Source organism: Sphaerotilus sp., from assembly GCF_031429695.1.
GTDB lineage: Bacteria > Pseudomonadota > Gammaproteobacteria > Burkholderiales > Burkholderiaceae_C > Sphaerotilus.
In genome coordinates this window covers 18,100-32,106 of the sequence record NZ_JANPAB010000031.1, presented here as the reverse complement: position 1 = coordinate 32,106, position 14,007 = coordinate 18,100, and the positions used below count along the sequence as shown (strand labels likewise).

9 protein-coding genes are annotated in these 14,007 nt (G+C 72.1%); 7 read left to right on the top strand and 2 right to left on the bottom strand.

Annotation, left to right across the window (positions count from 1 at the left end; genetic code table 11):
* Window positions 1–3: 3 nt before the first annotated feature.
* Window positions 4–246: a hypothetical protein gene (locus RMP06_RS06235; protein WP_310460914.1), complete on the bottom strand. Its 243-nt coding sequence runs from the start codon at window positions 244–246 to the stop codon at window positions 4–6.
* A 155-nt stretch (window positions 247–401) separates the two neighbouring features.
* On the opposite strand from RMP06_RS06235, the gene RMP06_RS06230 reads away from it, so the two are divergent.
* The 7 genes from RMP06_RS06230 to RMP06_RS06200 all read left to right on the top strand — a co-directional run bounded on the left by RMP06_RS06230 (window position 402) and on the right by RMP06_RS06200 (window position 13,397).
* Window positions 402–2,597 (top strand): PhoX family protein, encoded by a 2,196-nt coding sequence (locus tag RMP06_RS06230; RefSeq protein WP_310460913.1) that lies wholly within the window; start codon window positions 402–404, stop codon window positions 2,595–2,597.
* 150 nt (window positions 2,598–2,747) lie between these two features.
* On the top strand, window positions 2,748–4,193 hold the full coding sequence (locus RMP06_RS06225; protein ID WP_310460912.1) for an efflux RND transporter periplasmic adaptor subunit: 1,446 nt from the start codon (window positions 2,748–2,750) through the stop codon (window positions 4,191–4,193).
* A 14-nt stretch (window positions 4,194–4,207) separates the two neighbouring features.
* Window positions 4,208–6,382 (top strand): PqqD family peptide modification chaperone, encoded by a 2,175-nt coding sequence (locus RMP06_RS06220; RefSeq protein ID WP_310460911.1) that lies wholly within the window; start codon window positions 4,208–4,210, stop codon window positions 6,380–6,382.
* Window positions 6,382–8,103 (top strand): preprotein translocase subunit SecA, encoded by a 1,722-nt coding sequence (locus RMP06_RS06215; protein ID WP_310460910.1) that lies wholly within the window; start codon window positions 6,382–6,384, stop codon window positions 8,101–8,103. The genes RMP06_RS06220 and RMP06_RS06215 overlap by 1 nt, the downstream gene beginning before the upstream one ends.
* A gap of 37 nt (window positions 8,104–8,140) precedes the next feature.
* Window positions 8,141–8,986 carry an efflux RND transporter periplasmic adaptor subunit gene (locus RMP06_RS06210; protein WP_310460909.1) on the top strand — a complete coding sequence of 282 codons (846 nt, stop codon included), beginning with the start codon at window positions 8,141–8,143 and terminating at the stop codon, window positions 8,984–8,986.
* Window positions 8,983–11,859 (top strand): cadherin-like domain-containing protein, encoded by a 2,877-nt coding sequence (locus RMP06_RS06205; RefSeq protein ID WP_310460908.1) that lies wholly within the window; start codon window positions 8,983–8,985, stop codon window positions 11,857–11,859. The genes RMP06_RS06210 and RMP06_RS06205 overlap by 4 nt, the downstream gene beginning before the upstream one ends.
* Window positions 11,856–13,397: a GGDEF domain-containing protein gene (locus RMP06_RS06200; RefSeq protein WP_310460907.1), complete on the top strand. Its 1,542-nt coding sequence runs from the start codon at window positions 11,856–11,858 to the stop codon at window positions 13,395–13,397. Before RMP06_RS06205 ends, RMP06_RS06200 begins: the two co-directional genes overlap by 4 nt.
* On the opposite strand, the gene RMP06_RS06195 is transcribed toward RMP06_RS06200, so the two are convergent.
* Entirely contained in the window at window positions 13,377–13,991 is a 615-nt protein-coding gene (locus tag RMP06_RS06195; RefSeq protein WP_310460906.1) for a glutaredoxin family protein, read from the bottom strand. The two genes, RMP06_RS06200 and RMP06_RS06195, sit on opposite strands and share 21 nt — an antisense overlap.
* Window positions 13,992–14,007 lie beyond the last annotated feature (16 nt).

Here is a 14,007-nt window from a genome sequence, read left to right as displayed (position 1 = left end):
CGCTTACTGCGCAGGCGCGGTGCTGGACGGGGTCACCACGTCGATCGTCTTCTCGATCACCTTGCCGGTGACCTTGACGCCGGTGGAGACCACGGCGCCGGCCACCGAGATCGCAGCACCAGCCGTGGCGCCGGCCACCGCCATCACGCCGCAACCGCTCAGCGCCCAGGCGACGGTCAGCAGCGTGGCCCCCGCCAGATGGCGGCCGGTGATGGGAAAGGAAAGGGCGCGGACTTTGGCGGTCATGGACGGGACTCCGGACAGAGGTTGCAGTGGCACAAGCACGGTATTGTCCAGTGGGCCGCGCGTCACCGATCTGCCTTGATGCTGTCACGGAGTTTTCACAGTCCGCGCAGACGATGCGGAAAGTCACAACTTCTGCCCTCCGCACTGGATCTGCCATGAACAAGCCCGTCGATCACCACGAAGAAGACAACAGCAACACGAGCGGCAATCCGACCTTCGAGTCGGTTCTGTCCGCGCGATTGAGCCGCCGGGGGGTGCTGCGCGGCAGCGTCAGCACGGCAGCCACCGCCGTGTTCGGCAGCTTTGCCACCGCCGCCTGCGGTGGCGGCGATGACGCAGTGGTCACCCCCGCGGTGACCGCGCTCTCCTCGCTCGGCTACGCTGCTGTCGGCAAGTCGCTGGCCGACACGGTCACCGTGCCCGCCGGCTACACGGCCACCGTGCTCTACCGCTGCGGCGACCCGATCGCGGCCGGCGTCACCGCCGCGAAGAACGACGGCACCGATGCCAGCTTCGACAAGCGCGCCGGCGACTGCCACGACGGCATCGAGTACTTCGGCCTGAACGCCGCCGGCACCGGCCCGGACGCCAGCAGCAGCACGCGCGGCCTGCTGGGCATGAACCACGAGTACCAGAACAACCTCTTCCTGTTCCCGAACGGCCCGACCGCCAACCCGCGCCCGGCCGCCGAAGTGGACAAGGAAGTCGCCGTCCACGGTCTGTCGATCGTCGAAGTCAAGCGCACGGGCACGGTGGTCAGCTATGTGCAGGATTCGGCCTTGAACCGCCGCATCACCGCCGCGACCACGATGATGCTGTCCGGCCCGGCTGCCGGTGACGCGCTGATGAAGACGAAGTACTCGATCGATGGCTCCACCACCCGCGGCACGCAGAACAACTGCGGCACCGGCACGACCCCGTGGGGCACGCTGATCACCTGCGAAGAAAACTGGATCGGCTACTTCACCCGCGCCGCCACCGACGACACCGCCCGCGGTGGTGCCACCGCTCGCAGCGTGGTTTCGCTCAAGCGCTACGGTCTGGCAGCGGGTGCCGCCAGCCGCTACGGCTGGGAAACCGGCGGCACCGCCGACCTCTACGCCCGCTGGAACGCCAGCCAGTCCGGCACCGCCACCGACGGCACTGACGACTACCGCAACATCACGAACAACTTCGGCTGGAACGTCGAGATCGACCCCTACCTGCCCGCCTCGGCCCCGAAGAAACGCACCGCGATGGGCCGCTTCGCCCACGAGGCCGCCGCCTACCTGACCCCGGTGGCCGGCAAGCCGCTGGCGTTCTACATGGGCGACGACTCGCGCGGCGAGTACATCTACAAGTTCGTGTCGGAAGCCAGCTGGTCGGCCGCCGACGCAGCGCCGGCCGATCGCACCGCCACGGGGGACAAATACCTCGACAAAGGCAAGCTCTACGTCGCCAAGTTCAACGCCGACGGCTCGGGTGAATGGCTGCTGCTGGACATCGGCATCGGTGCGATCAAGGGATACGCCACCTACACCTTTGCCAACCAGGCCGACGTGATGGTCAATGCCCGCCTGGCGGCCGATGCCGTCGGCGCAACCAAAATGGACCGTCCGGAGTGGAGCACCGTCAACCCGTCCACCGACGACATCTACTTCACGCTGACCAACAACTCGAACCGCGTGCTCGGCACCCCGACGGGTTCGCAGGCCAAGGTCGATGCGGCAAACCCACGCGCCTACAACGACACCAAGGGCGCCGCCACCGCCCAGAAGGGCAACGTCAACGGCCACATCATCCGCATGTCCGAAAACGGCCGCGACCCAGCCGCCGTGGCCTTCCAGTGGGACGTGTACCTCTTCGGCGCCGAATCGACCGCTGCCGCGGCGATCAACCTGTCCGGCCTGACCGCCGATCAGGACTTCTCCAGCCCGGACGGCATGCGTTTCATGCCCAGCACGGGCCTGGCCTGGATCGAGACGGACGATGGTGCCTACACCGACGTCACCAATTGCATGCTGCTGGGCGCCGTCGCCGGCACACGCGGCGACGGCGGCAGGGTCACGGTGAACAACACGCTCGACACCACCACGCTGGCCGTGGACACCTACCTGGGCAAGAAACCCACGGCCGACACGCTCAAACGCTTCCTGGTCGGCCCGGCGCAAGCGGAAATCACAGGCATCTGCGAGACGCCGGACGGCAAGGCGCTGTTCATCAACATCCAGCACCCGGGTGAAGAAACGCTCACCACCGCCATCGCCGACCCAAGCAAGTACGGCAGCCATTGGCCGGACGGCGGCGCGGCCCGCCCGCGCTCGGCCACCGTCGTGATCACGAAGAACGACGGCGGGCGCATCGGCACCTGAGCACGGAACATTCGGGCGGTTGACTGGCGAGCTGGTCCGGTGCCGTTACGCAAGGCAGCGCAAAGGTTGTGACGGAATTCGCACCTTTACAATGGAGTCGCCCGATTTTTCGCATTTTTCAACCGCCGGGCACTGACCCGGCGGTTTGCCATGACGAGTTCCCTGCCCGCCCCCAGAACGACAACGGCACAAGACACAGCGAAATCCGACAGCCTGCCCGCGCTGACCCAACTGGTTGGCTGGCAGGCTGCGCTGATGTCGCAGGACACACTCGGCCCGGCGGCCATGCAACTCGTTTCAGACCTGGCGGCCAGCTTCGGCTGCAACCAGGTCGCGCTCGGCTGGTGGCACCGGCAGCGCAGCCATCTGCTGGCCGTGTCGGCCCCCACGGCGCTGGGTGACGAAGCCGGTGCGGTCCGCGCCGCGCGGGCCTTCGAGGCGGCGATGGATGAATGTGTCGACCAGGGCGGCGTGGTGCGTTTTCCCGAACCCGCCGACAGCACGCTCCGCGTCACGCTGACCCACGCCGCGCTGGTGCAGTCGCCGGGTGGTGACACGGTCGCCGTGGCCAGCCTGCCGCTGCACGCCTGCGGCCGCGTGGTGGGCGCGCTCACGCTGTGCTGGAACGATCCGCAGGCGCTCGCCCGATTCGAGCCGGACACCTTGCGCCACCAGCTCGCGCTGATGGCGCCTTGGCTGGACCTGCTGCACCGCCACGAACAGCCGCTGTGGCAACGCGCGGCCGGGAACGTGTCGCGCCGCTGGCGCCAGTCGTCCTGGCTGCGCCGAGGGCTGGGCGCAGGTCTGGCCGTGCTGGCGGCTGGGTGGCTGCTGTGGCCGGTGCCGCACGCACTGGGTGGACGGGCCCGGCTTGAGGGCAGGCAGGAGCGCAGCCTCACCGCGCCGACGGACGGTTTCCTGCAAGCGGTCCACGCCCGGCCGGGCGACCGCGTCCGCGCCGGCCAGCCGCTGCTGGAGCTGGCGCCGCAGGATCTGGAGGTCGATGCCCGCCGCCTGGAGAGCGAAATCGCCCAGCACCAGAACGCCTACATGGCCGCACTCGCCCGCTCGGACCGGGCGCAGATGGGGCTGCACCTCGCCCGCAGCGACGAGGTCGGCGCGCAGTTGCAACTCGTGCGGCGCGAATTGGGCCGCACGCACATCGAAGCGCCGATGGACGCCTTGGTGCTCGACGGCGACCTGACCCGCTCGGTGGGCATGCCGGTGCGGCGCGGCGACACGCTGATGCGCCTGACACCGGACCAGGCGCCGCGGGTGGTGATCGAGATCGACGAGCGCGACATCGACGCGGTGCGCCCCGGTCAGCCCGCGCGGCTTGCACTGTCGGCGCTGCCCTGGGACACGCTGGCGCTGCAGGTGGAGCGGGTGCAGCCAGCGGCGCGCTCGGTGGAGGGCGCGAACGTGTTCGAGGTCGAGGCCCGCCTGGAGCCCGGCGGCGAGACCGGGGGGTCCGCACTGCGCCCGGGGCTCACAGGGGTGGCGCGCATCGAGGTCGGCCGGCAAAGCCGGCTGCTGACGCTGGGCACGCGGGTGGCGGACTGGCTGCGCCTGCAGTGGTGGCGCTGGAATGGCTGACCGGAAGCGATGCCATGACGCCCCTCTCCCCCGACGCCCTGCTGCACGCCCACTGGTACCGTGTCGCGCCGCTGAAACCTCGCTTGCGCGGCCACATCCGGCTGCAACGCCAGATCACGCGCGGCGAACGCTGGATGCTGCTCACCGACGGCCTGTCGCAGCGCACCCACCGGCTGGACGCCGCAGCCTGGGCGCTGATCGGGCGCTGCAACGGGGAACGCACGGTCCAGCGGCTCTGGGAGGCCCTGCTCGATGAACAGGGCGACGACGCGCCGACCCAGGGCGAGGTGATCGAGCTGCTCACGCACCTGCAGCAGGCTGGCCTGCTGCAGGCGCCGATCGACGCGGAGACCGGCGCCCCGTCCCGCCCCGACCACGACTGGCAGCCGCCGCGGCCGCGCCCGATGGTCAATGCCGCCAACCCCTTGTATTTCCAGGTCACGCTGGGCGATCCGTCTGCGCTGGTGCGGCGGCTGGAGCGCTGGCTGCACCCGGTGCTGCAACCGGCGCTGCTGGTGCTGTGGGCGCTGGCCGTGGCCGCGGCCGGGCTGGCGGCGCTGACCGACTGGCCCGCGCTGTCCGCCCACGCCAGCCACTGGCTGAGCAGCCCGCACCACCTCGGGCTGCTCTGGGCGGCCTACCCGGTGATGAAGCTGCTGCACGAGACCGCCCACGCACTGGCGCTCCACCGCTTCGGGGGCGAGGTGCGGGCCTTCGGGCTGACGGTGATGCTGTTCACCCCGGTGCCGCATGTGGATGCCCGCGCCGCCAGTGCGCTGGTTGGCCGCGGTCAGCGGCTGCTGGTGAGTCTGGCGGGGATCATGGCCGAGCTGGCCATGGCCGCGGGGGCGCTGGTGGTCTGGCAGCACACCCAGAACGGCTGGCTGCACGACCTCGCTTTTGTCGTGATGTGCATCGGCGCCGTGTCAAGCCTGCTGGTCAACGGCAACCCGCTGCTGCGCATGGACGGCTACCACGCGCTGTGCGATGCACTCGACCTGCCGAATCTGGCGGCGCGCTCGCGGCGCTGGTGGCTGCGCGTGGGCAGCCGGCTGGTCAACGGTCCGGGCCGGGCGGCGGCGCCCCCCGCCTGCGCGCCGGGCGAACGCGGCTGGCTGATCGCCTATGCACCGCTGTCGTGGAGCTACCGCGCCGTGCTCAGTCTGGTGATCGTGCGCTGGCTGGGCGGCGTACACGCGGGGTTGGGGCTGGCCGCAGCCGCCGTGCTGGGCGGGTTGGTGCTGGGCCTGCCGCTCGTGGCGCTGTGGCGGCAGTTGAACGCGCCGATGCTGGCCGCGTCGGTGCGCCGGGTCGCGCTGGGGCGGGTGGCGCTGATCGCTTCAGCGCTGCTGGGGCTGTTCTTCTTCTGGCCGCTGCCACACGCGACCACGGCGCAAGGCGTGGTCTGGTTGCCCGAATCGGCCTGGATACGGCCACAGACCGAGGGCTTCGTGACCGCCGCACCCGCGCCGGCCGACCGCCGCATGGCCGCAGGCGACGTGGTGCTGCAACTCCGCAATGACCGCCTGACCACCCGCCGTGACACGCTGAGCGAGCAGCTCGCCGGACTGGACGCCCGGCGCTTCGAGGCGCTCGCCCGCGATCCGGGTCAGGCCGCGGCGCTGCAGCAGCAGGCCGCCGCCCTGCGCGCCCAGCGCCAGCAGATCGACACGGAGATCGCCGGACTGGCCGTGCGCGCGCCGCTGACCGGCGCGCTGGTGCTGGACGAGGCCACGCGGCTCGGCGGGCGCTGGTTGCGCCGCGGCGACACGCTCGGCCATGTCCGCCCGGACGACAACCGCACGGTGCGGGTCGTGCTGCCGCACGAGGACGCGCTGCTGGTGCAGGACGCGCTGCAAGGCATCACGCTGCGGCGCAGCGACCGCCCGGCCGAGCCGCTGACCGCCCGGCTGCGCACGACCACCCTGCCCGCCGCCACCCGGCGCCTGCCGACGCGCAGCCTGGGCGACACGGGCGGTGGCGCAGTCATCACCGATCCAGCCGACACGCAGGGACTCACGAGCCGCGACCCGGTGTCCGTGCTCGAACTGGCGAGCGAGCAGCCGCTGGGCGAGCGGGTCGGCAGCCGCCTGTGGGTGCGCTTCGAATTCGCGCCACGTTCCGCCGCATGGCAGGTCGGGCGCTGGCTGCGGCAGACCTTCCTCGGCCAGTTCCGGGCGCGCGACTGATGGGCGCGGACACGCCTCCCCCGCTGAAGGCACGGCTGGACGCCACCTGCCGCGACACGCTCGGTCTGCTGCCGCGTCCCAACCAGTGGCAGGCGGCGCTGGCGCTGGTCGATGGCCGCCTCGCCGAACTCGCCACCGGCGAAGGCAAGACGCTGGCGCTCGCGCTGGCCGCCGCGCTGCTGGCCTTGCGCGGACGCACTGTCCACCTGCTCACCGCCAACGACTACCTCGCCGCGCGGGACGCGCGGCAATTGCACCCCTGGTACGCCCAGCTCGGCCTGCGCGTGGCCGCGGTCGGCGCCGACAGCACCGCCGCCGAACGCGCCGCCGCCTACCGCGCCGACGTGGTGTACGTCAGCGCGCGGGAACTGGTCTTCGACAGCCTGCGCGACCAGGTCGCCGGCCGTTCGGCGTGGTCGACCTCGGCGCGGGACGCCCGCCTGAGCGAACACGCCCGCGCGCTGACCCAGACACCGCCGGACGACGACACGGCGACCGTGCCCGCGTTCGACGTGGCGCTGATCGACGAGGCCGACAGCATCCTGCTGGACGAGGCCGTGATGCCACTGGTACTGGCCCGCCCCGGCGAGGCCGGCGAGCGCCTGTCGCAGCTCGGCACGGCGCTCGATCTGGCGGCGCAACTGCAGCCCGGCCGTGACTTCGAGCTGCTGCCTGTCGCCCGCGACGCGGTGCTGACGCCCGCCGGCGCGCTGCGGCTGGACACCCTCTGCGCCCATCGGTCACGGCTCTGGCGCCACCGCCTGCACCGGGAGGAACTGGTGCGGCTGGCGCTGGTGTCGGCGCATCTGCTGCAACCGCAGCGCGACTACCTGGTCCGGCAATCCCAGGTCCGGCTGATCGATCCGGTGACCGGCCGCATCGCGGCGGGGCGGGTGTGGTCGAACGGGCTGCACGAGCTGGTCTGCCTCAAGGAAGGCTGCCCGCCGCCGCCGCCGACCGAAACCGCCGCCCGCACCACCTACGGCCACTTCCTGCGCCGCTACCGCCTGATCGGCGGCACCAGCGCCACCCTGCACGACCAGCGCCGCGAGTTGCACCGCCTCTACGGGCTGCAGGTCACCCGCGTGCCGCCCCATGCCCCGCCGCAGCGTGCGCGCGGCCCGAATCGCTGGTTCACCAACGAGGCCACGCGCGACCACGCCGTGGTCGCGCGGGCACTCGCGCTGGCCGGTGCCGGGCGCCCGGTGCTGATCGGCACCGATGGCGTGCCGCAGTCGCTGCGGCTGGTTGCAGCGTTTGAAGCCACGTTTGCGGCAGGGGCGACACCTCGGCCGCTCCAGTGCCTCGATGCCCGCCAGGATGCCTGTGAAGCCGCGCGCATCGCCGAGGCCGGTCAGCCCGGCTGCATCACGGTGTCCACCCGCATGGCCGGCCGCGGCGTGGACATCCGCCTGCATCCGAACGCAGCGCGGGCCGGTGGGCTGCATGTGCTGAACTGCCAGGACAACCCGGCGCGCCGCCTCGACGAGCAGCTCTTCGGCCGCAGCGCCCGCCAGGGCGACCCCGGCAGCGTCGAACACTGGCGGATCGGCCCGATGCGCATGCTCTACGCCGTCGGCGCACTCGGCGCCTGGCGCGACCTGGTCTGGCGCCTGCGCCAGCGGGCCCGCGAAGCCCGTGCTGCGGACGAGCGCCGCCGGCTCCGCCTCGGCGACGACCTGGTGCGCCAGCGCCTCGACCGGCTCGCCACGGGCAACTGAGCCCCGGCCCCTCCAACGCCCCATGACACGCTGCCCCATGCAACGACTCCGACTTGCCCCTCCCGCTGCCGCCGGTTGGCACGCACGGCCGCTCCTGGCACTGCTGCTCTGGCTGGTGCTCCCCGCCCAGGTGTCCGCGCTCACCCTGGGCTGCCTCATCACGCCCGCCCGCGTCGCCGAAATCGGCACGCCGCAGGCCGGCGTGGTCGATCAGATGCTGGTGGACCGCGGCGACTCCGTGCGCCAGGGGCAGCCGCTGGCACTGCTGCAGGCCGCGGGCGAGCGCGCCTCCGTGCGCACCGCCGACGCCCGCGCCAAGGCACAGGCCGCCGTCAGCGCCGCGCAGGCCACGCTGGCCCTGGCACGGCAGAAGGCGCAGCGCGCCGAATCGCTGCACACGGAGCAGTTCATCTCCGACATCGCGCTCGACCAGGCCCGCACCGAACTGAGCGTGGCCGGGCAGGCGCTGAAGCAGGCCGAGGACCAGCGCGCGGTCTACCAGGCCGAATCCGCGCAGGCGCTGGCCCAGCTGAACCAGCGCGCGCTGCGCAGCCCCTTCGACGGCGTGGTCATCGACCGGATGGCACAGCCCGGCGAGCGGGTGGAGCTGCAGCCGCTGCTGCGTATCGCCGACGTGGCGCGGCTGCGGGTGGAGGTGGTCGTGCCGGCCAGCCAGTTCGGCCAGGTCCGCACCGGCGCCCGCCACGCCGTGAAGGCCGAAGTGCCCGGCGTGCCGGCGCGCGAGGCCACGGTCACGCAGGTGGATCAGGTGATCGACGCCGCCAGCAACACCTTCCGTGTCCGGCTGGCGCTGGACAACGCCGACCGCGCCGTGCCGGCCGGTGCGCGCTGCCAGATCGATCTGGGGCTGAAGTCGCCATGACCCGCCCGCCCCGCCGCCGCTGGCAGTGCGAGGAGCTGGAGCCGCGCATCCTCTACGCCGCCGACACCGCCGCCCTCGCCAGTCTCGGCGACATCGGCAGCACCTTCGTCGTCAGCACCACCGCCGACAGCGGCGCCGGCTCGCTGCGCGACGCGATCACGCAGGCCAATCTGCACCCCGGCGCCGACACGATCCGCTTCGACATCAGCGCTCCGCTGGTCAACGGCGCGCACACCATCACCCCACGCTCGGCGCTGCCCGTCATCACCGACACCGTCTGGCTCGACGCCAGCCGCGAGCCGGACGCGCTGGCGCTGGGCCGGCCCGTGGTGGAGCTGGTCGGCGCCGATGCGGGCGGCAGCGCCTCGGCGCTGGTGCTGGCCGATGGCAGCGACGACAGTCTCGTGCGCGGCCTGGTGATCCACCAGTTCGGCGGCATCGGCATCCAGATCCGTGCGGGCGCGGACGGCGTGACGCTGGCCGGCCTGCGCATCGGCACCGACGTCACCGGGCTGCTCGCGCCGGGCAACGGCGGCAACGCGATCGAGATCAACGCCGCGCAGGCGCTGGTCGGTGGTCCGACACAGGCCGACCGCAACCTGCTCTCCGGCAACAACGCCGGCGTGTCGGTCAGCGGCGCAGCGGCCACCGGCGCTCGCATCGAAGGCAACTACATCGGCACCGACGCGCGCGGGGAATCCGCGCTGGGCAACCGCACGGTGGGCGTCTACCTCGACGCGCCCGCGGCCACGGTCGTCGGCAATCTGGTCAGCGGCAACGGCTACGAGGGTGTCTACCTGCTGGCAGGCGCCAGCGGGGCCAGCGTGCAGGGCAACCTGATCGGCACCGACCTGAGCGGCACCCGCGCCGTGGGCAACGGCGCGTACGGCGTGTACGTGGAGAACACCCGCGCCGTGCTGATCGGCGGCACCACACCCGGCGCAGGCAACCTGATCGCCTGGCAGAAATCCGGCGCCGGCATCTCCATCGTCGGCACGGCCAGCGGTGTGTCGGTGCTCGGCAATGCGCTCCACGACAACGCGGGGCTGGGCATCGACCTCGGCGCCGAGGGCGTGAACGGCAACCGCGAGGCCGACACCGACGGCGGCCCCAACAACCTGCTGAACTACCCCGTGCTCGGCAGCGCGACCACCGTGGCCGGCGCCACCCGCCTCGTCGGCGAACTGCGCACCACCGCAGGCACGGCGCTGCGCATCGAGTTTTTCGTGAGCGCACAGGCCGATCCGCTCGGCTACGGCGAGGGCCGGACCTTCCTCGGCAGCACGCAGGTGACCACCGACGCCAGCGGACTGGCGCGCATCGACACCACGCTGGCGGGTGTGCGGCTGCAGGCCGGACACGTGGTCACGGCGACCGCCACCGTGCAGCTTTCTGGCGCCGACACGCCCAGACCCTGGGGCGACAGCTCCGAGTTCGGCAACGCGGTGGCGGTGCAGGCCATGCCCAGCGCGCCGGTGGTCGACGCGGCCCAGACGCTGCACATCGCCGAGAACAGCGCCGCCGGTACCGTGGTCGGCACCCTGCGTGCCAGCGATCCCGACCCCGGCAGCACCTTGTCCGGCTGGACACTCAGCGGCAGCAGCGCGCTGGCGGTCGATGCCACGACTGGCACCATCCGCGTGGTCGATCCCGCGGCGCTCGACCACGAACGACAGGCAGTGGTCACCCTCACGGCCACCGTCGGCGACGGCGGCCTGACCAGCGCGCCGCAGACCCTCACCGTCTTCATCGACGATGTCAACGAGCCGCCCGCGCTCACCCTGTCGCCCTGGAAGATCCAGACCGGCGCGCCGCTGACACTCGGCCCCGAGGTGCTGGGCGCGCAGGATCCTGACGGCACCACCACCGCGCTGCAAGTCGAGGTCGGCCCCGTCACCGGCGGGCGCTTCGAGGCGGTGGACGCGCCCGGCGTGGCGATCGACCATTTCAGCGTGGCGGCACTCCAGTCGGGCCAGATCCGCTTCGTGGCGACCGCGCTGAGCCAGGCGCCCACCGTCACCCTGCGCGTGAGCGACGGCAGCGCCAGCAGCGCGTGGACCACGGTCGGCGTGGAATGGACACCCGCAGCGCCTGCGCCCGCCGCTTCTCCGCAGCCGGAGCTGGAACCGCCCCCGCTGCTCACCATCCCCGCGCCGATCCCGGGCGACCCACGCGCCGCCGAGCGCCTGGCGACGGCCATGCCTACGCTGTCCGGCGACCGCCTGACCCTGTCGCGCGAGGTGCGCGCCGTCGCGGCGGAGGAGTGGCTGGCGCAGGTTCGGGCGGCCAGCTCGGCCGACATCGCCGCACTGAGCGCACAGGCCCGCCCGGGCGCGGCCGGAGCAGCCAGCACGCCGCACGCCAGCGACGCCACCCCGCCGCCCGACCCGCTGTCGCTGGTGATGCCCGACACCGCGCTGGCCGCGCTGCAAGCGGGCTACGACCTGCCCGCAGCGCTCGGGCGTGGCACCGGGTTGCCGACCATCGTCAGCGACGGTCTTGGCCTGCTGCGCGCCGATCTGGCCGACGAGGCTGGCCGGCTGCAGTCGGCAATCGACCCGATCGAGGCCTCCGGGCTCGCGTTGACGGTCGGCCTGGTGTGGTGGACGGTGCGGCTGGGCGGGGTGGCAGGATCGCTGCTGGTGTCGGTGCCGACATGGCAGTTCTTCGATCCGCTGCCCGTGCTGACGCGGCCGCCACCTGTGCGTGCCCCTCGGCGTGACACCGACCCGGCCGGGCCGGATCCGCAGAACGAAGAAGCCTCCGCGGCCGAAGTGCTCGGACGCGACTCGACACCCGCCACCGGCGAGGCGTCCGAAGCCGACGACAGCATCGACACCCCCGCCGCCGCGGGCAAGGGAGCCCGCCGATGAGCCGCCGCGCCCTGCCCGGCTGGTGGCCACGTGCGGGGGTCGAGCTGCGCCTGACGCTGGGGCTGGTGGCGATCTTTCTGGCGGTCATCTTCCTGCTCGATGTGCTGTTCGGCCTGATCCCGGACCGCGCACGCACCGAACTCATCGCCCGACAGACCACCAGCACGGCGCTGGCGCTGCTGGTGACGCAAGGCATCGAGCAGGGAGGCGGTCGCCTGCCGCACGGTGCCGTCCGGCAATTGGTCGCGCAGGATCCGGAGCTGCTGTCGGTCGCGCTGCAGCAGCAGGGCCGTGCCCGCCTCACGCTGGTCGGTGACCACGCCGCGCACTGGCTACTGCCACCCGGCGAACGCTCGACGCTGACCCAGGTGCGCGTGGCCATCCACGACGCCCGGCAGCAGCCCTGGGGCACGCTGGAAATCGCCTTCCGGCCGATCTATCCGACCACGCTGGCGGGTGTGCTGGCCGCCCCGACGGTGCGGGCCTTGCTGGCCATCGCGGTGTTGAGCGGGCTGGCGATCTGGCTCTACCTGCGCCGGGTGCTGCAACACCTCGACCCGGGCCAGGTGATCCCGGAGCGGGTGCGCGACGCCTTCGACGTGCTCGACGAGGGCATCGTGATCCTCGATCCGCAGGCCCGCGTCATGATGGCCAACGAGGCGTTTCGGCGCCTCGCGCCGCTGCGCCCGCAGCGGCAAGCCGTGAACATCGGCCAGCCGGTCACACAATTCGACTGGCTGTGCAATGCATTCGCCGCCGACGGCACCGAAGCCCCGTGGACCACCGCCACCCGCACGGCAACGCCGTCCGACGAACGCGAGGTGCGCATCGCGCAGATTCCTGATCCGGCGCATCCGCGCGAGGTGCTCGTCAAATGCACACCCGTGCTTGATCCGGGCGGACAGGTGCGCGGCAGCATGCTGCGGCTGCGTGACGTCAGCGCCCTGCACCAGCTCAACCGCGCGCTGCAGACCTCGCAGCAGGCACTGCGCGAACGCAACGAGGAACTCAGCCGGCTGGCCACCCGCGACCCGATGACCGGCTGCCTGAACCGGCGCGCCTTCTTCGAGCAGGCAACCCGGCTGTTCGAGCTGGCCCGCCAGCGCGGCGAGGGTCTCGTCTGCGTGATGGCCGACATCGACCACTTCAAGCAGTTCAACGACCGCCACGGCCACGCCACCGGCGACCAGGTGATCAAGGCGGTGGCGGAGATCCTGGGCAGCGGCGTGCGGGGCACGGATCTGGTGTGTCGCTATGGCGGCGAGGAGTTCTGCCTGCTGCTGCCGCAGCGTGAAGCGGCCGATGTGCAGTCGCTGGCCGAGCGGCTGCGCCGCGACATCGAGGACACGGCCGGCAGCCAGGTCGAGTCGGTGGCGGGCCTGCGGGTCACGTCCAGCTTCGGCATGGCGCTGTTCGAGCCGGGCCTGGTCGGTCTGGCCGAGCTGGTCGACCGGGCCGACCAGGCGCTCTACGACGCCAAGCGCACCGGGCGCAACCGCGTCAGCCGCTGGCCGGTATCAGAAGCGAAAACTGCCTGAGGCGGCCGGCAGCACCGGTGCCGGCACGATCGGACGCTGCGGGGCGGCGTCGGTGTCATGCGGCGTGGCCTCTGTCTCGGGCGGGACAAGGGGCTGCGCGGGGGTGGCACGCCAGTGCGGCGGCAGCTGCGACGTGCGCGGATAACCGGCAGCGTCAAGCGTGGCCTGCCAGTCGCCCGCCTCGAAACCCTGCAGCCGCTGAGCGCCCAGGCGCAGGATGGGCAGCTCGATACGGCCCTCGCGGCGCTGCAGTTCAGCGACATCCTCGGCCCGGTCGATGGTCCATTCACGCAAGGGGATGCCGCGTTGCTGCAGCAGCGCCCGCGCACTGTCGCAGGGGCTGCAGTGGGGCGCCGTGTAGAGCGTGGCCGGGTAGCGCCCGGCGGCCTGGCGCAGCGCGTAGGGCAGCTCGGCAATCGGAGTCGGACGGTTCACGGCGCCGAGGGGACGGGCCACCGCGCCCGCTGCCGGACGGTCGGTGTAGGTGACATGGCCGTCCGGGCCGATCACCTTGTACTGCGCCGATGCGGCACCGACCAATCCCGCCACCAGCAAGCCGGCCAGCCCGCTGCGTCTCGTCGCCTGGGATGTCATCGCTGCGCTCCTCATG